A 19,572-nucleotide genomic window follows, 5' to 3' on the forward strand; every position below is an offset into this window, starting at 1 on the left:
GCCGTGTTGGCCACGCCCTCGGACGCCATCAAGAGCGCCTTGGCCCGCACCACCTCCCGGTGTGCACCCGTCTGCGACCGCGCCAACGACTCGAGCAAAACGCGCTGCCCATCGGAAATCTCCAAAGCGGGTACCGGATTCCTCATGTACGGATTCTATCGATTAGATCGATAATTATTGCGAGAGACACCACTAGTATCGGTCACGTCACACGGAGGTTCTGCCATGCCGCGACAGTGTCGGTGCCGCCGGGGAGACTTGGCGCATGGTGAAGATAGCTCCGGACGAAGCCCGGGTGTTTTGGAAGGCATTGATGGATAACGCGTCCTCCCTGATTGCCGATGCCCATGTGTTGCTCGCTGCAGGATCATACGGGCGTTCCAGGTCGCTGACTGTCTCGCGCAGGAAGAACTGGGAAAGGCGTTATGGGTGTACGACACATTCGAGAACGCGTGGAGTCACGGAGACGAGACTCCACGCACTGTCGATGCACTGGCCAGTACGGGCGCAGCCACACGAAGAAGTACTTGGAAGCCATCGTGTTCGGCGACCAGCTCGCAGCGTTCTGGGGAGAATACAGCTCCTTATCCGAGTACGAATCCGAGGGTGATCCTGAGGTGGACGCCTGTCAGAATCGACAGGAGGAGGCCGAGGCCGCCGCGATCGAAGCGAATCTCGCCAAGCAGCGCGGCTTCTACGTTGATCGAGACGGCGCCGGCGCAGTGGTCTCTCCCACCCAGATCGAGGCCGGGACGACGGCCGCTGAACTACAGACAGCGGCCCAAGTGGTCGAGATGCTTCTAATCCGCGATCACAGTCGCATGAAGATCGAAGCGGTCACGCCCTACGACAGCACCCACGCCCAGCAATTCCGACTTCTGCCGATCTCCCATCCCGACGACTGGGCGGCGGCCTCAGATCAGTTCCGATCAAACGAGACCTCTCCCATTAATCGCCGCGGTGGGGAGTGATGAGGCCACGCCGCCCGAGCGACGCACGTGGAGAGCAAGCCATTGCTCGCCCGATCGCGTTGGGCCGCTGCCGTTCGAGTCCCGGGTCTGCAGCAGCCGGTTGGGCTGCCAACCCAACTGCACGATTAATGGACGTACCGCCGTCTCATCCAATGCGGGTACGGACGCTGCGGAGTTCCCTTCGAGTGCTCAGCTGTGCATGTATGCATCCAGAATGCTCTCATCCAGCGCACCGGTCGGTTACACGATCGATGACCCGATCTCGCGTACGCGATCGGCCAGCTCTTGTCCGCACACTGATGCAATCTGGGTCGCGACCGGTTGAAGTGCGTCCCTCAGCCAGGCGAGGCCTCTCTTAGCACCTTTCGCCAGCACGCCATCGATGTCCTCGAGCACGTCGTCAAGATCGTCTTTGTCGACGGGAGCCGACGCGACCCTGGCACGAAGTTGCTCGATGGCTTCGAGTGCTTCGGACAGGGAGAGGCCCGAGGCCATGTTCGCTGTGATGGCATGGCTCTGCCCACCGACTACCTGGTTTCCGATGGTCGTGGAACCGTAGTTGTTGGCCGAGATGGTGGTGATGGATGCTCGTTGGCCGTCTAGGTTGCTGATGGGGCGGGGGCTGCGCAGGGCCGCGCGGCCAGCTGACTTGATCTCGAGGTAGACGAACTCGCCGTTTGCTTGCGTGCGTCCATCGAGTAGTTGGCGGTCATGAAGCTCGTGGGCCGCCTCTGAGATTTCTTCGTGGGTGAGAGGTCCGGTGAAGTCCGCAGCTGCGGCGCTCGTAGCGAGACCGTTGAGCGACGTGCTTGACCGTAGCCACTCAAGGACCCGGCGCTGGGCGAGTTCTGCCCGATAGATCCGCCGGACTAGCCGCGCCTCGACGCTCCCCTGAGCCGTGACGATGAAGTCGAAGTCGCCTTCGGGGGTGCCATTCATGGTCAAGGTGTCCGCAACGATTCCCTGGCTGCGCAGCTCGTCGTAGACGCTACGAGCTTCGTCGCGAGGAACGACATTCTCGGGAAGAGTAGCCGCTTGGGGAGTGTCTGCAAGCCATCGAAGGGCGCGCATCGATCCAAAGCTGAGGTCCATTGTGCCACTCTAATTGCGGCAGGTCATGACGCTGGTGACGTGGGTCCAGTCATGCCATATCCCCACCCGTCCTCGCCTCGGTGAGATCGAATCTGTCGAGGGTGGCGGTCCTCACGGGCGTCGGTCGCGGACCGACAAGCACAAGCTCAGTGGATCGCCCCATATAGCACCCAGTCACCCAAGCCCCTGTCGCTTGTTCGTGATCATCCTTCATCGCAGGTCGGCTGCGCTACTGGTGGGCTCCGGCGCGACGGAGTGCCCGTTAGCTGATCGTATGAACTCAACGAGTCTCGAAACTCGTTCTGCCAGATCGAATCTGTCGAGATGTTGGACGGTGATCATGGCCGATGCCGTTCGCGCTATCGCGATCTTGTCGAACTTCGTCTTATCCTTCGAGCTGGGCAGTGGATTCTTCCACCGCCCCACCGACGTGTACGAAGTGCCGGGGTGCTGTTTATCGACCGCGTCTTTCAGGACCACGGGTGCGAGGTAGTTCTCCACCGTGTAGCAGTCCGTCACCCAGGCAAACCCCGGTGCGGGGTCGTCCGCTTCGAACTCCGCCTGAATCCGTTGTTTGGTTGTGTTGATCGGTGCGTCGGCACTCGTCTTGTCGGAGTCGATGACGACGGCGCTCGCCCGGTTCAAACGGCGCAGGCTGATGAACTCGTCGAGTGCTTCCTCACTGGTACCGAGGTGTGAGAGCAGCTTGCCGCCGTAGAACATGATCGAGTACTCGATACCTTCGGCCAGGCTCGGATCAATGAGTTCGATCCATCGACGCACGTAAATGCGGTCGGACGGCCCCTCGACCCAGACGACGCAATTGGCCTGAAGCAAGTCCGAGGGTCGGTACCCAAGGTCGTTGCAGATTTGGATGAGCTCATGGGGTCTGCGGGCCAAACGTGCGACCGTGCCGCCAGTCGTTAGTCGTACGTGGTATGCGGTCGCCCGGCTGTCATCAAGCAGGTGGGATGAGTGGGTTGCAATGACGTATTGGTTGTTGGTCTCCTCGACCCTGTAGCGGACGAGCTTCTTCTGTAGGAGTGGGTGCAGGTTTGTTTCGGGTTCCTCGACGCACACCAACGACTTGGTGGTGGCAGTGGCCGCCGCGGCCAGAACGATGACCTGTTCGACTCCGCTGCCGAGACTGGTCAAGGGGAGCACGCGCTGCGGCGTTGCCACCTGGATTGTCGACCGGTCGTGCGGAATGTTCAGGGAGGCCTCGGGATCGCCCAGCACCGTCTGTACAAAGCGGTTGATGGCCGCCCATTTCGATCTGGAATCCTCCCACTGCTCGTGTTGCGGGTTCTGCAGGGCTGCAAGTTCCTGGATGATCCCGCGGCCGGAGAGTCGGTCATGGTTGTCGTCGCCGGAGTCCTCGACCCGGCGGGCGCCGCTGATGGTCACAACCTTCGGCAGTGCCATCGCCTCGAAGCCACCGATCGACTCCGCCAGACGCCGCATCCCAAGCAACGGATCAGTACTGCCGCTCCCAAGAGCCCGGTGCGCATGTTGAGCATGTCGCTCCTTCCAAAGCGGCCAGAGCGCAACGGCCTTCTCAACCTGGTCGGGCGTCGGCTCGAAAATCTGGTCCACCAGCGTGAATCGGGACCAATACAGGTCGTCCACGGCCAATAGAGCCATCAGGTATTCCTGGAAGCCCTCAAGATTGTTCGGTCTAGGCGATCCGGCAGCGGTACCGGTGGTGCGGTGCACATTCTGCCGGTCACCACGCGAACCGAGTGGGATCGCCACCCCGACCTCGAGCGGAACCACGCCGTCGAACCCACGCGGACTATCGAGTACACCGAGTTCCGGCTTCTTCGGGGCGCGACCACCATGCGCACCGGTACGCAGCACCGGCATGACCTCCTGCAGAAACCGGAGAACATTCGACTTCCCACTGTTGTTGATCCCGGCGAGGACGGTCACCTTCGTCGGGAAACTGAAGTTCTGCCATGCGGCAAACGACCGGTATCCGGCGAAGCCGATGCCTGCCAGCAGCGGCGTGTAGTTCGGTGGGGAAGACACATCTGCCTCCAGTGTTGGGTCGGAATTCTGAGAAAGTTGCAAGGGCTTAGGCGATGCCACCGGATGAATGGACAGAGAAATTGAATTGCAGATGAAAACCCACGGTCTGTTCACGGCGCCACGGGATCTCGGCAGATCGAGGAACCATCGGACCCTCCTCCATGACTTACTGCAGCAGCGCCGCGGCCAGTTCGTCCCAGTCCCGAGCCACCGCACGACCTCGTGTCCGCCGATCGTGAGCGACCTCGACTGCCAGGCATCCCATGCGGAGCAGCACCGGGACGTTCATATGGTGCAGCGCCATGCCCTTCCGGTCATCGAGCACGATCATCCGCGCCAACGTCTTCCCCGCCGACGCGAGCCCAACCAGCGAATGGGCCGCGAGGAGCAACTCATTACGCCGTGCCTGCTCCCTCTCGTCGAGGCGGGCGCTTCCGGTGGCCGCGTACGCCCGGGCATGCACATGGGTGCGGACAATGACCTCGGTGGTGATCACGCTCAGCGAGGGGGTGAGGAGCCCGGATCGCACGTTCAGCCCGTTGCCCGCCGAGGTACCCAGGTACACCTCGTGCGCGAACGTACGCAGTGCCCGGTTGTCGAGCTCGTACAACGATGAGGAGCCGGGCATCGGCAGGCTCATCGGGGTCACCACATCCGCCGCCAGGTGCTGGGCCCACAGGACGAGTGCCTCCGGGAGGGAGTCGACCTCCCGGAACCGGCCCCCGACGGAGACCTCGTGTTTGTCGCCGTAATCCCAGCGGACGCCGCGGAACTCGCCCGCACGGATCTGCCGCAGCGCCTCGAACGGGCGGGCCAGATCATGGCCCGGGGAACGGACCCGATGGGCGCGGCCACCGAACCCGGGACCGGTGTAGTCGATCGGCAACCTCTTGCCGGCACGCTCCCACCCACGCATCCACCCGGTCTTCCTGGTGACACCGAGCCCCTTCGCGACGGCTCCGTCGATGGCGGTGTCGTACCAGAGGGCCGCCACCCCCAGCACGGCCGCGAACCCGACCGCGAGGACGTCGTCGCGGTCCCACGGGATGCGCTGCCGGTCACGCCACCGGTCGAACCCGGCCCGCTGATCCGGTGTGAGTGCGGCGTCGAGGTCGACGTCGGTCCAGCCGCGCCGGGCGCGGATCCGGTCATTGGCGGCGGTCAACTCCGCGTACGAGGTGAGTGCGGCGGTGTCGTTCTCCGGGAGCGGGTCCGGGATCCCGCCGGCCAGGGCGGTGCCGGTGGCCGATTCCAGCTCGGCGAGCCGGCGGCTGAGGGTGTCGAGGTTCTGATCGACACTGTCGTCCATCCCGCTCACTGTGCGGGTTCCGGGAGACGCTCCAGGATGACCTCGAGCGCCCCCTCGGCCCGTTTCGCGTCCGTGTGCTGCCTGCGCAGTTCCTCACGCAATTCCTTGTTCTCCGCGGTCAAGCGCGCGTTCTCACGCGAGAGTTCCCGGATCCGGTCCAGGAGTCGCTCCCCGTCGGCGACGACCTTCTCGAGCCGCTCCTGCAGGCTCTGCACGACGTGGCGTTGCTTCTCGTCCCGGTTCTCCGCCTCGATCAGCACACACCGTGCGATCAGATCCAGGCGCATCGCGTCCGCCACCACCTGACCGGTCGTCCACGGTGTCCAGCGGGCCCCGGCCGCGGCGACGCCCGCTCCGGCGATGCCACCGAGCCCGGTCACCAGGGCGGTGCCGCCGGCAATGCCGAAACCGCCGGCGGCGAGCGCGCCGCCACCGAGGGTGGCCAACCCGGCCGACGTCGCTGCCGCCCCGGTCAACCCGGCGGCACTGCCGATCGCGGCGCCGATCACCGGTGCCGCCCAACCTCCGGTCGCCACCCCTGCCGCCAGTCCGGCCGCACCGATGACGGCCACCTTCCCCCAGTGCACACTCTTACGCCGCAACTGCCGGAGCAGCAGCGTGTGCTCGTCCCGCATCCGATCCAGATCGGCCCGGTCGAGGTGCGGGAAGTCGTCCACCAATGCCTCGAGAGCGGTGCGGCGGGTGGCGGCATGCCACGATGCTTTCGCCGGCCACGGGTCGAACAAGATCAGGTCGACCAGCACCAGCAACGACCGCTCCCGCGAGCCGAAGCACCGCGGAAGGCGCCGGCCCTGCGTGGCGATGGCGTCCGCGACGGTGTCCTGGGTGTCCGTGTCCACCAACAGTGGTGTCAGCCAGTCCGGGCGGTCCAGCCGATCCTCGGCCGCCACCCGACGGAAGCCCGCCACCGCATCATCGAGCACCGCCGCCTTGACGGCCAATGACTTGTCGGACTTCGTCGCGCCGATATCCGACTGCATCAACGCCACCTGCATCGCCGCCAACGCCACCGACTCCGACCACTCCAACACGCCGACCGGCTCACCATCACTCGCGGACACGACCGCCCCCTCCCCACCCATCCAGAAAGCCCAGTATCACCGATCGATACGACACCGCGGCCAAGACACCCCTGGACCACGATGATGAGTCAGTCAGCCTGCACCTCAGTGTCATTCACGCGAATGACATGTACCCCAAGCCCGTATGTATGCCGCCGTGCAAAATTCTCCGCAGCCGGAGATGGCACCGCTGCTCAGTGCCCGACTCCTCGGCGACTTCGGCGACGACCCCGAACCGTACGCCATCGCGAAAGTCCGTAAGAACTACGCCGCCATCAGTCCGATCATGCGCGGCTACTACGACTGGCTGAACGACCGCGGTTTCGGCCCTTCAAGTAGCTCGTCAAAACGGCGTCGGCATCTTGTTAGGGATGCCTCGAGACCGCTACCACTTCTAAACGACCGACTGGTCACGCTGCGCCGAGAAGCCCGCGGTTTGGACACTCCTCCTCCTGAGACGTCTTTCTGTTTCGTCTGCCGGGCGGACCAGCCCCGCCCCTGCAATACGGGGCTATGGTCCGTTTTGCGGACACTGGCCGATCCCGACTGCTCGTCCGTCTCGGCGGCCGGGATAGTGGCCGCCCACATCGGGGGACGGCTAGCCTTTCATCCGCATCTACACCGCCAACCAGGAACTCCAAACAGCGTTCAGCATAGAATCGTCGACAAAACTCCTGCTCAAGCAACTTTGTTCAGTTTTTGGACGCGTTCAGTTAGACTGAACCCAATCAAAGACCGAACAAGTCAGGGGTGGACCGTGGATCCAAGATCAACGCCTCTCCTGGATGCCGCCCAAGAGCGCCTCAGCGAGTTCGGTATCGCACTGGAGGTCGATGCAGGCGAGTCGCGGAACCTCACCTGGCATACCGGCGCCACGGGCGACGTAGGAATCGATGCGGTGGCGACCCTGACTGCGCAGGGCGCTAGCGCTCGCTACGCACTTGTCGCCAAGACCGCGATGACTCTGACATCGATAGCGCACCTCCCAGCTAGCGCGATTCCATACCCATTGCTGGTGGTCGGTAGCAGGATCTCCGAACGCAGCGCGGCAGCCTTCCGCGAGGCCGATATTCAGTATGTTGATGCGCTCGGAAATGCCTACGTCAAGTTCAGCGGCGTGTTCGTGGAGGTTCGCGGGCGCACGCCGTCGACGCTGGACTCACGACCAGAACACACGCGGGCAAAGCTGACCCACAGCAGCCTTCAAGAGAAGGCACCTCCACCTCGCACCAGTAGCAATCTGTTCAGTCCTCGCCGGTCTCAGGTCGCGCTGGCCTTGCTTGCGTGGCCGCGACTGGCGAAAGCGAAGATTCGGGATATGGCGAGGGTCGCTGGTGTTTCCACCGGGCAGGCACATGATGCGCTCTCCATGCTCGAGCACGCAGGTTTCCTCCGTGGAACCCCACCACGTCTTCACCGATTCCCTGAACTGCTGGACTACTGGACTACGGCGTACCCGAGTGGGCTTGGCAGAAAGATCACCCTCGGTACCTTCTACGCTGAGTCACCGGAAACTATCCGCCCGCTGGATCCGAACCAGGCGATCTACTTCAGCGGCGAATCCGCTCAGGGAGTCGATGTCGTCCGACCCACGACGTTCACCCTCTACGTGGACACGTTCGATAAGCGAATGGCGGTGATCAACAGGTGGCGCCCTCTCCCGGACCGTGCACCGAACATCATAGTCCGACAGAAGTTCTGGACGGATCCCGCTCCCTCAGTATGGGACAACACTCGACTACCGGTCGACGAGAACACTCCGGCAGGACAGCGTAACGCACCCTGGCCCTTGGTATATGCCGATCTTCTCGCCTTTGAGGATGCGCGCCTGGCAGAGGTCGCGAAGACCTGGAGGGACCACTGTGTTGAATCTAGTGGGTTGTAACCCCGCACAACTTCAACTCGTCGACAACGTCTGTGCTGAGCTGCTCGCCAAATCCGCCCACCTACACGCTTCCGACATCATGGTTGTCGGTGCGAACTGTCGCGACATTCTCCAAGACGCGTTGGGCCACGGATTCGATCTGCGGGCCACCCAGGATGTGGATATCGCGTTAGCGATCGCGGATTGGGCGTCGTATCGCGACGTAGTCGATGGTCTACCTCGTGTCGGTGGAACCGGCATCCGGTATCGCGTGGCCGAAGTGCCCGCTGACCTGGTGCCGTTCGGTCCTGTCGAGGATCCGACTGGAGTGATCATTCCCGCTCCGCGGAAAGAGGAAATGAGTGTGTGGGCATTCCAGGAGGTGTTTGACGGCGCCATGGATCTTTCCCTTCCCACCGCTGGAACGATCCGCGTCCCGACGGTGCCCGGATACGCCGCACTGAAGTTGGCAGCCTGGCTGGATCGGTGCGCGCGCGGGGAGTACAAAGACGCCACGGACATAGCAACGACTCTGTACTGGTACATGAACTCCGAAGCGATAACAGACCGGTTGTACGCGACCGACCACGGACAAGAGGTCTTGATGCTGCTCGACGTAGATCCCGACCGGGGAGCAGCACAACTACTCGGAGAAGACATCGCGACTACGATCGGCCCCGCACGCGTTGCCGAACTTGTCGACCGGTGGCCAGGCTCACTCAGTTACCTTCTACCCGGGGAAATGAAGATTTCGGCCAGACCAGCAGGCTGGACCCACGACCTCGATCGGCGCCAGCAACTCCTGCAGGATATGGAACGCGGATGGACCGCAATACCCTAGACCTGCAAGGCCCACGAGCCACTGCACCGCTCCCCTCCTGGTCAGGCATTCCCGACAGAACCCGACGTCGGTGTCGGAGCCTTGTTGTCTTGCAAAACAGCCTGCCATAGCCTGCCTGGCCTCTGGTCGGGACGGTCACCGCGATGACCATTGGTGAGAGATCTGCGGCCATCGCTGTGAAGACGAGGTCCGAGAGTCTGCGTTTGAGGATGCGACGTGCTTCTATTCCGCCGTCGCCGCTGGCCTTGCAGCGAGCCAGCAGTGCTCGCAGGTCGGGAGTAGGGGCGCCGAAGTGGATGGTCCTACTGCCCGCGATCATGTCATTCCGCCGCCGCCACGGGCGGTACCGACTTCTCGACAGAGCAAGCACTCCACAACCCCACCTTTCGGGCACGAACCACAGGCGCCCCCAGCACCGAACCGGGGCGGGGGAGCAGCGCTTGTATCAGACCGGGAGCTCGTCGGTGTACCAGGGGCAGTACACCGCCACCGAACCACCGGACGCTCGAGTCCTGCGTGGCTGGCTGACACCCCGGACACCAACACTTCGGATCAGTCGCGTCCCGGACCCACCACAACCACCCTACAACTGCACTCGCGACCATCCCCTTGACACAGAGAGGCGCCGTTATCCCGATAGTCCCTCAAGACCCGAAAATAGCCTCTAAGGCAATCTATTTGGCGGATGTGACGTAGTACGATTCGCTCCTGTCGCTGGATTGTCGGTGGCATCTCACTCGTCTGTGGTCCGGACTTGCTGGGCTGAATTCGGCGGCAACATCCCCGTCGCCCAGTTCATGCAAACTTCTCATGGTCCGATGCCATTTACGAGATCGCGGGTGGGTGGCCGGTGCCTGGTGTTGCCGCGGGACTACGTTGTGGCGCTAGTGGCGAAGACGGGCCACCCGATCTGGGTTCGCCACGCGGTCTCCTCGGGTGTATCGCCGGGCCCGACGAGGTAGTACTCGCGAATCGGTCCGTCGACGGCCAGCGCGTGATCGCTAACATAGGTTGCCAGCGCGCCGTAGGCGCGGTCGATGCCATTGTGGGGACCAGTGTGGGTGATGGTGGCCAGTTCGACGGCGGGCACGACCAACGGCACGACACGGCCCATAGGGCGCACCTGGCCCTGGCATGGTACGAAAATTGTGGCGCTTCCACGTTCGTCTGCAAACAACTCGGATGAGTAGGTGGCACCGGGAGGACCATCGGGTCGAATGTCTTGAGCGGCCAGCAATGCATGGAGCTCGCCGAGCGCGCCCTGATACCAAAGCAAGGCGTCGGCGATGTCGATGACTTCAGTAATCGCGGCGGCGGCGGCGGCCTCGACCCGGCGGTGCTCAATCGGCGCGGCAGTATTGGGATGTTCGAGCAGATCCCTTAGTGCGGCGATGGCGGCTTGGGTACGGGTCAAGCCGGCCTCCATACGGGCTAGGTGGTCCGCGATCAGTGCGTTTCGAGTCTGGGGATCTGGTGCGCTGAGCACTGCATGGATCTCGTCGAGTGGCATGTCCAATTCGCGGAATCGGCGAATGACCTGGGCTGCTGAGATCTGCTCGGTCGCATAATGGCGGTAGCCGGTCTCTGGGTCAACGTCAGCAGGCTCGAGCAGACCGATCTGGTGATAGTGGCGCAACTTCTTAACACTGAGGTGCGTCGCCCGGGAGAAGTCGCCGATTGCCAGTGTGGAACCCATATCCCCAATGTCATCCCTCCCATTGGGGGAGAGTCAACCCAACTGCGGGTCTTGACCCTCCCACGACCGAATCAGTCACTGTAGATCTCGGCTGAGCGAATCCCTGGCCAGCCGTTCCACAACCCGACCGATGAAAGGATTCACCTGCTATGTCCAGCGTGATTACCGAATTGCCGCCCGTTGTCGCCGAGCACATCGCCGCAGTCAACGCCTTCGACACCGAGGCCATCGTCGCGACCTTCGCCCCAGACGCCTATGTCAACGACAACAGGCGCGAGATCTGGGGCATTGATGCCATCCGAGCATTCTTCGCTAAAGAATTCGTCGGCGACCAGGTCACCATGGAACCCCGCGAGGTAATCGACCACTACGGCGAGATTATCGTCCGCTCCAAGTTTGACGGCACCTACGACAAGACAGACTTGCCCGAAGAACTGGTGATGTCCAATTATTTCACAGTCCGCGACGGCAAGATCGTCAGCCTGACCGTAATCTTCAACCAGCCCTCCCCGTACTGACCTATGGTCACAGCCGCCTGGGTTTGTTCCACTGCGGCCGCTTCGGCCAGAGACCGCGAACGGTTCAGCGCCGGCATACATCGAACGCTCTGCTCGGTACGGGGCTCGAATGCGGCTTCGCCTGAAGCAGGCACTCCTCGATTGGCAGGGTGTGTCCACGGACCGACGCTTTGCCCCGGAGTCATAGTGATGTGATATCACTCCGCGACGCCAGCCATGCACTGTCTATTGTCGGGCTCTACGGCGACGGCCCACCAATGCCTGACAGAGAGCAAACACTAGGAGGAGACAGCATGCCGTTCGCCGACGAGCTGATCAGCGTGGCCAGTATCGAGGCGTTGGGTGAGTGCATGGCGGCGGCCGCGCCCCGACGCTCCTGGCAGGCCACCAGGAGCGTCGCGGGCAGTTTGTCCATGCTTGGACTCAGCGGCCGCGCCCGGGTTGTCCGCGATGCGCTTCTGGCCGACCTGCCGACCGACTACCGCAACAGCGAGAAGATCATCTCCCGTGCATTGAGGGACTCAAGCTTTAGTGGCTGGATGATATGGCCGGTCACCGAAGCTGTAGCCGCCCGCGCGCTTGCCTCCGATGAGAGTGACGCATTCGAGGCGGGCTTGGCGATGCTAGCGATGCTGACCACCCGATTGACCGGTGAGTTCGCGATCCGCAGCTTCCTCAATTCCGACCTTGACCGCACCCTGTCAGTGGTGCAGACCTGGGTCGCATCGGATGATGAGCAGGTGCGGCGACTGGCCAGCGAAGGCACACGTCCGCGGCTCCCGTGGGCCAAAACGGTGCCGGAACTGTTCCATCGACCGACAATGACCCTGCCAATCCTCGATGCACTGCACCATGATCACTCTGAATATGTCCGGCGGTCGGTGGCTAACCACCTCAACGACATCAGCCGAATCGACGCGGACCTAGCCGTGTCTACTGCCCGGCGCTGGGTTGCTACCGACGGCGGGGTATCTGCCCTCACCCGCCACGCCATGCGCACGCTGATCAAACAAGCCGACCCCGGCGCGCTCGAACTGCTGGGGTTCGGACCAGTAGCAGACCTACGAGTCGAGGGTCCTCATCCGCATGACCTGACCGTGACCATGGGGCACGCTCTGCACTTCGACTTCTCCATCGTCAATACCGGTCCCGACAGCGTCAAAATTGCCGTCGACTACGTCATCCACTACCGCAAGGCTAACGGCTCGCTCGCTCCGCGAGTGCACAAACTTACAACCAAAACACTTGCGGCCGGACAAACGTACACCGCGACTCGCCGCCAAGCGTTCACACCGATCACAACTCGCCGTTACTATCCCGGTGAACACACACTGGAACTGCAGGTTAATGGCACCCGCTACGGACGCCAGACGTTCAACCTCATAGATGGCATGCCCTGACAAAATGTATGATTGAGCCTTTCCCCGTCGGAGTAGACGCTGACGACCCGACGACTGCATGTCTTGAGATCGCCTCCGGGACTGTCGGGATAACGGTTGAACTGGATCTGGCCGACACGCCGAGTTCTCTTGGCGAGAAGGCAAGACGATGACCGAAACACTGGATCCCATGGATCAGTCGAAGATTGACCACCAGAAGCTGGCCCAACAACTGTTGGCCCAGGCCAAAGCCGAGGGCGTCGAGTTGGTCGGCCCGAACGGACTGCTCAACCAGCTCACCGCGAACGTCCTCGAAACCGCACTCGAAGCCGAGATGGACGAGCACCTCGGATACGAGAAACACCACGTCAGTGGACGAAACGGAGAAAACTCCCGGAACGGGAGGCGGACGAAGACCGTGCTCACCGAAATCGGACCGGTACAGATCCAGGTGCCACGAGACACCGATGCCTCGTTCGATCCGCAGATCGTCAAGAAACGGCAGCGACGCCTGACCGGGGTCGACGAAATCATTCTGTCCCTCTCGGCGAAAGGCCTGACCACAGGCGAAATCGCGGCGCACTTCGATGACGTATACGGCGCATCGGTCTCGAAGGAGACGATCAGCAAGATCACCGACAAGGTCCTCACGGAGATGACGGAATGGTCCGTCCGTCCCCTCGACTCGGTGTATCCGGTGATGTTCATCGATGCTATCCACGTCAAGGTCCGCGACGGTCAGGTCGCCAACCGGCCCGTCTATGTCGCCGTCGGCGTCACAACCGCCGGGGAACGCGAGATCCTGGGATTGTGGGCAGGTGACGGCGGGGAGGGGGCCAAGTTCTGGCTCGCCGCGCTGACGGAAATCCGCAACCGAGGGGTTGCAGACGTGTGCATCGCTGTCTGCGATGGGCTCAAGGGGCTGCCCGACGCGATTACTACCGTGTGGCCACTGACGGTGGTGCAGACCTGCCTGATTCACCTCTTGCGTAACACCTTTCGTTATGCGTCACGTCAGTACTGGGATGAGATGTCGCGGGACCTGCGGCCGATCTACACCGCCGTCAACGAGGCCGCGGCCAAGGAGCAGTTCACCGAGTTCGCCGGCAAGTGGGGGCCGAGGTATCCGGCGATAGTCCGGCTGTGGGAAAGCGCATGGAGCGAGTTAGTGCCGTTCCTCGATTACGACCCCGAGATCCGACGGGTCATTTGCTCGACGAATGCGATCGAGTCCCTCAACGCGCGCTACCGGCGGGCGGTGCGGGCGAGGGGCCACTTCCCCAGCGAGCAGGCCGCGCTCAAGTGCCTCTACCTCGCCACCCGGTCGCTGGACCCCACGGGTAAGGGAAGAGCACGATGGGTGACGAGGTGGAAGCCGGCCCTCAATGCGTTTGCTATCACATTCGAAGGCCGAATCACCCCAACCGTGATCTAGATTCATGCGCCAGAACTGGATCCACCGATGTTCTGACAGTCCCTACCCAACCGCAGCACCCCCGCTCATCGCGGCGATTGCCGAGCACCGGTCCGGACGAGGCGTCAGTTGACCTGGGTCTCCACCGCGGGGATAGCTTGTGGTGTCTAGCTTCGGCCGGGCGCTGGAAGTGCCTCTCCGGAGGCGGTTCCGGCTCGTATCCTTCTCGCGCCGGCCTCCCCGCGATTCGATGGATTGTTTTATCTCGTCGGGTTCGTCGATGATCAACCCGGTCGACGATCCCGCGGTTTCCGGCAACTCGGTCGTGTCAGATGGAGGAGGCCGATGACTGTGTACGCAGCCAGTGGGCGGCGTGGTGGCGGTAACTGTCGATGCCCTTATAGGCGGCGATGTCGGCGGGAAGTTCGGTGATGATGTCGGCGAGTTGCTCGGCCCACGCGGGAATGGTGGCGATGTCCGACAGTGGCGCCATGTAGGTGTGAATGTTGAAGACGAGTGCTCCGGTGAGGGGCAGGCGGATGAGGTGTTCGAGTTCGATCCGCAGTTGCACGCGTCCGTAGTCCCCGTCGGCGATGAGCTTCGGAATGTCGTCTTCCCATTCGGGCCGGGTTTCGAGGCTGGTGTCGCGGTGCGGTGAGCCGACGGCGGAGAAGGTCCAGTTGGCGCGGCGGAAGATGCGGTCGGTGGTGAGATGGCGCATGAACTGCTGCGCACGGCTGGTGATGCCGCCGCTGGTCAGCCCAGGCACTGGGCGGTGAATTTCATTGAAGTTCATACCGACGTCGAACTTGATCGACCAGTCGGCTGCGAAGGTGACGATGGCCGCGTCGAACCAAAGTTGGTCGTGGCGCTCGGTGAGCAGGAGGATGTCGTCAGGCACCTGGCAGCCGATGAAGGTCAGCGGGTCCTCCGGCAGCGTGACCAGATCACCCATTTCGAAGTGTTGGTCGATGTCGAGCAACGTGTTGCGCCAGTGGTAGCGATTGCCCTGGCCGGTCAGCTGCATGGTCTCCGGGTAGGAGTCGGCCATCTGCCGCATGAGGTAGAGCATGACGTCCCAACAGGCGGGCATCATGTGCGGCAAAATCTGCACTCGACCTGGGTCTTTCGCCAGGATCTCCCGTTTGAGCCGCATCATCGGCACGTATTCGAGGCCGAGGTCGACGACGTGTCGACCCCAGCCCCCGGCGAGGGTGGGGGTATAGCGGGGTGCGGGCTCGACATTGACCGCGTAGCGGAAGGTTTCGTCCCCTACCGGGAAAGGCCAGGGCAAACAGGTCAGGTCGCTTGTGAGCAGTTCGGTCACGGTACTTCGCTCCAGAGTCGGGACGGAATAGCGGTGCAAGGGTGATCTCTGGTCGGTCGTCAGGCAACCGATGCCAGATACATCGCACGATGCGAGGAGGTGTGCGGTCGCACGACGAGGTCGCGGGCGCAGCCCGAGCACTCGATGGTGTGGTCGGGGCGCGCGAGTGCCCGGGTGGCGGTGTCGCAGTGCGGGCAGAACACGCTGATCACGTCCACGTGTGAGATGTGGATGAACAACTCGCACGGCAGAATTCCCGCGGCACGCGCTACCGCAACGGCCTGCATCACCTCGTACTCCGCCCCGGCGATCATGATGCGGACCCCGACGGTGCTGGTGTCGATCAGGTCGGCGATATCCGCACCGTCGGGGAGGCTGTACAACGCCACTGCCCGGTGCGCGGAGGCGAGATCCCGCGCCCACTTTGCGACCTTGGCGGTGGTGCTGGGGGCATCACCGATCGCGATCAGGAGGTACTGGCGGCCGGATAGGTCCATGCTGGCCGCGGTGATGCCGACCTGCGCGGCGGCGATGTCGGACTCGTCGATGCTTGTCATGACATTCCCTCTGGTGTCTGATGCCGCGGAGGTCATAGGTCCAGCTCCAGATCCGCGCCGGCGGCCCGGGACACACACGGCATCATCACGTCACCGGTGGACTTCTCCTGATCGGTGAGATAGAGGTCGCGGTGCTCGATCTGTCCGCCGCGCACCGGGAGCTTGCATTCCCCGCACACGCCCTGCCGGCACAGGTTCGGCACATCGAAGCCGTTGTCCAGCAGCGCGTCGAGCAGGCTGGTGTCGGGTCCGACCGTCACGGCGGTACCGCTGCGGCCCAGGGTCGCAGTGAAGGGTTCGCCCCCGGCGGAGATGCCGGAGGAGAACGGCTCCGAGTGCACACGCTGCAGTGGCCATCCCTGGGCGAGCGCGGCTTCGGTGACGGCGTCGATCATTGGCGTCGGTCCGCAGGTGTAGAGGTGGGTGCCGATCGGCTGGCGGGTCAAAGTTGGTGTCACGTGGTCCCAGAACTGTTCCGGAGTGTCCACCATCGTCAACCGGTCCCCGCACAGTTCCATCAGGTCGTCGACGTGTGCGCCGAAGCCGGAGCGGAAGGAATAGATCACCTCGAACGAGCGACGCCACTGCACTGCCGCACGCACGTGCGACAGGATCGGGGTGACCCCGATGCCGCCGGCGACGAGGACGTGGTGGCGTGCGTTCGGAATCGGAGCGAACGCACTGCGCGGGCGGGACGCGGTCACCTGGTCGCCGACGGCGAGGTTGTGCACCCACCGCGACCCGCCGGCGCCGGCCCGGTCCAGTCGAACAGAGATCGAGTAGTGGTCCGGTTCGATCGCCGGGCCGGTCAGGGAGTAGGAATTGCGTGTCCCCGGCTTCCAGGTGACCGCGATGTGACTGCCCGGGGTGAAGGACGGCAACGTTCCGCCACCGACTGGTGCCAGGACAACCTGACGGATGTCCTCGCACAGCATCGTGGTGTCGGCAACGACGACGGAAAGGTCGCTCCCTACCGCGGCGTTGGTTGTCGCGGCCTCGACTACTTCGGTCACGTCAGGTCCTCCGAATCTGCTCGATAGCCAAGATAGGCATGGTGACGGCGGGAGAAGTGGTGGTAGACGGTCAGCGTTGCTCGGCAACCGCCACAACGGAGTTCGCTGTCGATCGCGGCGGCGGTCGTCGTGACGGTGTGGCAGTGCGCGCAGAACACCTGACGTGTCCGCTGAGTGAATCCGCTGTCGCCATCGAGGCTGATGCACCCAGCTCACTGTCGATCACGCCGACCCCGAGCGCCGGTGGTGGCCATGCTCACTGCCATCGCTGATTACGGTGCGAAGGAGCGCTGACCGACATAGAACGCCAACGCACCCTCAGGGGTACTGAATCGGATCCGCGATCCCTTCGGGAAGAAAATCGCGTCCTTCGCCTTGGCGACCTCCTTCTGTCCGGTGTCGAGATTCTCGAGAACGAACTCGCCCTCGAGCACAACCTTCATTTCGTCGTACTCGTAGAGGTAGTCGAGGGGATCGTCGGTGCGCCGGAGTTCGAAGTAGCCGGCCGACATCTCGGACCCGTCCGGGTTTGCGTACACGTCGTCGATGAAGCCTTCGGTGCCCGGGTATTCCGCAACCGGCATCTGCGGCAGAGACTTCCAGAAATCCGCAGTGACGCGGAACGGTGCGACGGCCTGTCCGATCGCACTCGAATCGGCAACGGTCATTGGGGTCCTCCTGAGGATGGGATTGCACGATCGACCCTCGATCACCATGTGATGAAACTGAAGATAATGGTAGGAAACCATGCCGTGGGTTACGCGCTCGTAAACGCGCGTGACAAGGAGGTTTTATCTGTAGGAGCTGCGGGTGAGGTGAGAGAGTCACGGTGGCGCCGCCGCTCAAGGTCACCGGGGCGCCACCCGCCCCCTTCCCGGGATCTGTCCAATTCCCCTGGTAGAAAATGACAATGAGTCTCCCGGCAGACACGAAAACCGGACCCGCCGGACAACGACCCCACGCCCGCGGATCGTGCGGCCACAGCACCCCATCACCCCGGTCGTGTGTCGCGGCATCGGCCCTCGAACCTGGCGGGTCAGAACACGCAGAGCATGAGGAAAGAACAGTCATGGTCACCGACTACGACACGCACCGCGAGTCACCAAATCCGACGAGTCGACGGACATGTCCCTCGAACAGCTGACGGCCAGCAGGAAAGACACCCAATCCCCCGTCGTGGACGTCGAGGACACCGACACCGCAGAGTCCTTCGAACTGCCCGGCGCCGACACAATCACGCGCGGAAGCTGCGCGGACCGGAGGCGTCGAGTAGAGCTACCTTCCACCGTCGGCGATCTGCCTGTTTCAGCGTTCATCGGCTGATGCAGATCAGCGTGGACAGTTCGTTTCGCGGATCGTCATGGCATCACATTTCCTCACCGCCAGTTCGCGACACGGCGCCTTGTGATTCCGTTGCCACAACTTTCAGAAGTTCTCGGTGAGGATCATGTCCAGTACCCCCGCGCCCGCCGGGACTACGGTGCACGGCGGTGTCACCGTCTGTGCGGGATCGAGCACACCCATCACCAGTTGCAGGGTGTACTCGTCGTAGGGCATCCGGAAATGCCCGGACTGATCGCTCGGGCACAGGTCCTGAATCATCAGGTTCATCGCCGACCCGTCGCGCAACGCGATATTGGTCGCCGGCTGAATGACCTCGTCGAGCCACGAGCCGATCGTCGTGTACCGCATCCCCGCGACGGTGTCTGCACCGCCGTTGAGGTCGTCGAGGAACGGTGAGCCCTGGGCCTGCTGCTCCAACGCGGGCGACACCAATTCCGGGGGAATCGCCCTTCTCGCCCACTGCACGCCGCCGGGAGTCTGCTCGAGGACCGGAACGAGACCGAACAGGGTGCCCCCATAGGTGGGTGAGGCCAGGCCCACCCACTGATCGACCACCGCCGCACCACCGAGCCGGTTGACGTAATACCGGGCCACCGTCGCTCCCTGCGAGTAGCCGACGATGTCGACCTCAGAGGCCGCGGTCGCGCCGCGGACCTCGGCCACAAACTGCGCCAGCTGGCCGGCACTGACCGTCATGTCCTCGGTTCCGTAGTTGTCACCCCCGGGCTCGCCGCCGTAGTTCAGCGCGAACACGCAGTACCCCGCCCCGGCCAGTCGCGGACCGAGCGCCGCCCAGTCCGAGTACGCGTTCGAGTCCGTGCCGTGCACCAACACCACCGGCCTCGGATGCACGGAGGTAGGGGTGCAGGAGAAATCGTTGACACCGGCCGGAACCGAACCCGGATGCTGCCGCGCATACCGGGCGGCGTCAGGATGCGCGCCCTGCGCGGGGCCGATCCGGTCCGGGACCTGCCACACCGAGCTCACCCCGGGCAGGTCCGGAACCTCCTCCGCCGCCGCGACCGGCGCCCAAAGAATGCTCGCGCCCAACCCGACACCCACTGCCGCGGCCGCCCGCCTCATCTGTCGATGTGTCCGCATTCTGCCGCTCCTGCCCTAATCTCCGCGGCCCAA

At 63.2% G+C, this 19,572-nt stretch carries 17 protein-coding genes and 2 pseudogenes; 7 read left to right on the forward strand and 12 right to left on the reverse strand.

Annotated elements, in window-relative coordinates:
- A pseudogene (locus JWS14_RS00005) lies at positions 1–146 on the reverse strand (IS630 family transposase); the annotation flags it as partial.
- 279 nt (positions 147–425) lie between these two features.
- Between JWS14_RS00005 and JWS14_RS00015 the strand changes: the two are divergent.
- Positions 426–971: an AbiV family abortive infection protein gene (locus tag JWS14_RS00015; protein ID WP_259375701.1), complete on the forward strand. Its 546-nt coding sequence runs from the start codon at positions 426–428 to the stop codon at positions 969–971.
- 240 nt (positions 972–1,211) lie between these two features.
- Here JWS14_RS00015 and JWS14_RS00020 read toward each other — a convergent pair whose 3' ends face one another.
- The 4 genes from JWS14_RS00020 to JWS14_RS00035 form a co-directional block, all read right to left on the reverse strand.
- Complete coding sequence (locus JWS14_RS00020; protein WP_206012179.1) at positions 1,212–2,063, reverse strand: hypothetical protein; 852 nt, start codon at positions 2,061–2,063, stop codon at positions 1,212–1,214.
- A gap of 210 nt (positions 2,064–2,273) precedes the next feature.
- Entirely contained in the window at positions 2,274–4,094 is a 1,821-nt protein-coding gene (locus JWS14_RS00025; RefSeq protein ID WP_206012180.1) for an AAA family ATPase, read from the reverse strand.
- Positions 4,095–4,260: 166 nt separating this feature from the next.
- On the reverse strand, positions 4,261–5,403 hold the full coding sequence (locus JWS14_RS00030; RefSeq protein WP_206012181.1) for a hypothetical protein: 1,143 nt from the start codon (positions 5,401–5,403) through the stop codon (positions 4,261–4,263).
- Positions 5,404–5,408: 5 nt separating this feature from the next.
- On the reverse strand, positions 5,409–6,485 hold the full coding sequence (locus JWS14_RS00035) for a hypothetical protein (RefSeq protein ID WP_206012182.1): 1,077 nt from the start codon (positions 6,483–6,485) through the stop codon (positions 5,409–5,411).
- A gap of 757 nt (positions 6,486–7,242) precedes the next feature.
- Between JWS14_RS00035 and JWS14_RS00040 the strand changes: the two genes are divergently transcribed.
- The gene (locus JWS14_RS00040; protein WP_206012183.1) at positions 7,243–8,370 is read left to right on the forward strand and encodes a type IV toxin-antitoxin system AbiEi family antitoxin; all 1,128 of its coding nucleotides are present in this window, start codon (positions 7,243–7,245) and stop codon (positions 8,368–8,370) included.
- A complete protein-coding gene (locus tag JWS14_RS00045; RefSeq protein WP_206012184.1) occupies positions 8,348–9,190 on the forward strand; it encodes a hypothetical protein in 843 nt (280 codons plus the stop codon). Before JWS14_RS00040 ends, JWS14_RS00045 begins: the two co-directional genes overlap by 23 nt.
- An 871-nt stretch (positions 9,191–10,061) precedes the next feature.
- Here the strand turns inward: JWS14_RS00045 and JWS14_RS00050 are convergent.
- Positions 10,062–10,886 (reverse strand): MerR family transcriptional regulator, encoded by an 825-nt coding sequence (locus JWS14_RS00050; protein WP_206012185.1) that lies wholly within the window; start codon positions 10,884–10,886, stop codon positions 10,062–10,064.
- 149 nt (positions 10,887–11,035) lie between these two features.
- On the opposite strand from JWS14_RS00050, the gene JWS14_RS00055 reads away from it, so the two are divergent.
- From JWS14_RS00055 to JWS14_RS00065, 3 genes are all read left to right on the forward strand, one after another.
- On the forward strand, positions 11,036–11,404 hold the full coding sequence (locus JWS14_RS00055; protein ID WP_206012186.1) for a nuclear transport factor 2 family protein: 369 nt from the start codon (positions 11,036–11,038) through the stop codon (positions 11,402–11,404).
- A 293-nt stretch (positions 11,405–11,697) separates the two neighbouring features.
- The gene (locus JWS14_RS00060) at positions 11,698–12,804 is read left to right on the forward strand and encodes a DNA alkylation repair protein (RefSeq protein WP_206012187.1); all 1,107 of its coding nucleotides are present in this window, start codon (positions 11,698–11,700) and stop codon (positions 12,802–12,804) included.
- A 148-nt stretch (positions 12,805–12,952) separates the two neighbouring features.
- The gene (locus tag JWS14_RS00065) at positions 12,953–14,218 is read left to right on the forward strand and encodes an IS256 family transposase (protein WP_206012188.1); all 1,266 of its coding nucleotides are present in this window, start codon (positions 12,953–12,955) and stop codon (positions 14,216–14,218) included.
- Positions 14,219–14,525: 307 nt separating this feature from the next.
- On the opposite strand, the gene JWS14_RS00070 is transcribed toward JWS14_RS00065, so the two are convergent.
- From JWS14_RS00070 to JWS14_RS00085, 5 genes are all read right to left on the reverse strand, one after another.
- Positions 14,526–15,524 carry a heme-dependent oxidative N-demethylase family protein gene (locus JWS14_RS00070; RefSeq protein WP_206012189.1) on the reverse strand — a complete coding sequence of 333 codons (999 nt, stop codon included), beginning with the start codon at positions 15,522–15,524 and terminating at the stop codon, positions 14,526–14,528.
- A 59-nt stretch (positions 15,525–15,583) separates the two neighbouring features.
- Positions 15,584–16,081 (reverse strand): dimethylamine monooxygenase subunit DmmA family protein, encoded by a 498-nt coding sequence (locus JWS14_RS00075; protein ID WP_206012190.1) that lies wholly within the window; start codon positions 16,079–16,081, stop codon positions 15,584–15,586.
- Positions 16,082–16,113: 32 nt separating this feature from the next.
- Complete coding sequence (locus JWS14_RS00080; RefSeq protein ID WP_206012191.1) at positions 16,114–17,094, reverse strand: PDR/VanB family oxidoreductase; 981 nt, start codon at positions 17,092–17,094, stop codon at positions 16,114–16,116.
- On the reverse strand, positions 17,091–17,297 hold the full coding sequence (locus tag JWS14_RS51390; RefSeq protein ID WP_275957904.1) for a dimethylamine monooxygenase subunit DmmA family protein: 207 nt from the start codon (positions 17,295–17,297) through the stop codon (positions 17,091–17,093). Before JWS14_RS51390 ends, JWS14_RS00080 begins: the two co-directional genes overlap by 4 nt.
- 69 nt (positions 17,298–17,366) lie before the next feature.
- A complete protein-coding gene (locus JWS14_RS00085; protein ID WP_206012192.1) occupies positions 17,367–17,762 on the reverse strand; it encodes a cupin domain-containing protein in 396 nt (131 codons plus the stop codon).
- A gap of 401 nt (positions 17,763–18,163) precedes the next feature.
- Here JWS14_RS00085 and JWS14_RS49780 point away from each other — a divergent pair.
- A pseudogene (locus JWS14_RS49780) lies at positions 18,164–18,324 on the forward strand (DUF4193 family protein); the annotation flags it as partial.
- A gap of 195 nt (positions 18,325–18,519) precedes the next feature.
- Here the strand turns inward: JWS14_RS49780 and JWS14_RS00095 are convergent.
- Entirely contained in the window at positions 18,520–19,539 is a 1,020-nt protein-coding gene (locus tag JWS14_RS00095) for an esterase/lipase family protein (RefSeq protein WP_206012193.1), read from the reverse strand.
- Positions 19,540–19,572 lie beyond the last annotated feature (33 nt).

Origin of the sequence: Rhodococcus koreensis, assembly GCF_017068375.1 — a bacterium.
In the GTDB taxonomy this organism is placed as follows: Bacteria; Actinomycetota; Actinomycetes; order Mycobacteriales; family Mycobacteriaceae; genus Rhodococcus_F; species Rhodococcus_F koreensis.

Excerpts from the sequence above, each read along its gene's own strand:
- JWS14_RS00015 (WP_259375701.1), top strand. The coding sequence starts at position 426 with ATGGGTGTACGACACATTCGAGAACGCGTGGAGTCACGGAGACGAGAC.
- JWS14_RS00020 (WP_206012179.1), bottom strand. The coding sequence starts at position 2,063 with ATGGACCTCAGCTTTGGATCGATGCGCGCCCTTCGATGGCTTGCAGAC.
- JWS14_RS00030 (WP_206012181.1), bottom strand. The coding sequence starts at position 5,403 with ATGGACGACAGTGTCGATCAGAACCTCGACACCCTCAGCCGCCGGCTC.
- JWS14_RS00050 (WP_206012185.1), bottom strand. The coding sequence starts at position 10,886 with ATGGGTTCCACACTGGCAATCGGCGACTTCTCCCGGGCGACGCACCTC.
- JWS14_RS00055 (WP_206012186.1), top strand. The coding sequence starts at position 11,036 with ATGTCCAGCGTGATTACCGAATTGCCGCCCGTTGTCGCCGAGCACATC.
- JWS14_RS00060 (WP_206012187.1), top strand. The coding sequence starts at position 11,698 with ATGCCGTTCGCCGACGAGCTGATCAGCGTGGCCAGTATCGAGGCGTTG.
- JWS14_RS00065 (WP_206012188.1), top strand. The coding sequence starts at position 12,953 with ATGACCGAAACACTGGATCCCATGGATCAGTCGAAGATTGACCACCAG.
- JWS14_RS00075 (WP_206012190.1), bottom strand. The coding sequence starts at position 16,081 with ATGACAAGCATCGACGAGTCCGACATCGCCGCCGCGCAGGTCGGCATC.
- JWS14_RS00085 (WP_206012192.1), bottom strand. The coding sequence starts at position 17,762 with ATGACCGTTGCCGATTCGAGTGCGATCGGACAGGCCGTCGCACCGTTC.
- JWS14_RS00095 (WP_206012193.1), bottom strand. The coding sequence starts at position 19,539 with ATGCGGACACATCGACAGATGAGGCGGGCGGCCGCGGCAGTGGGTGTC.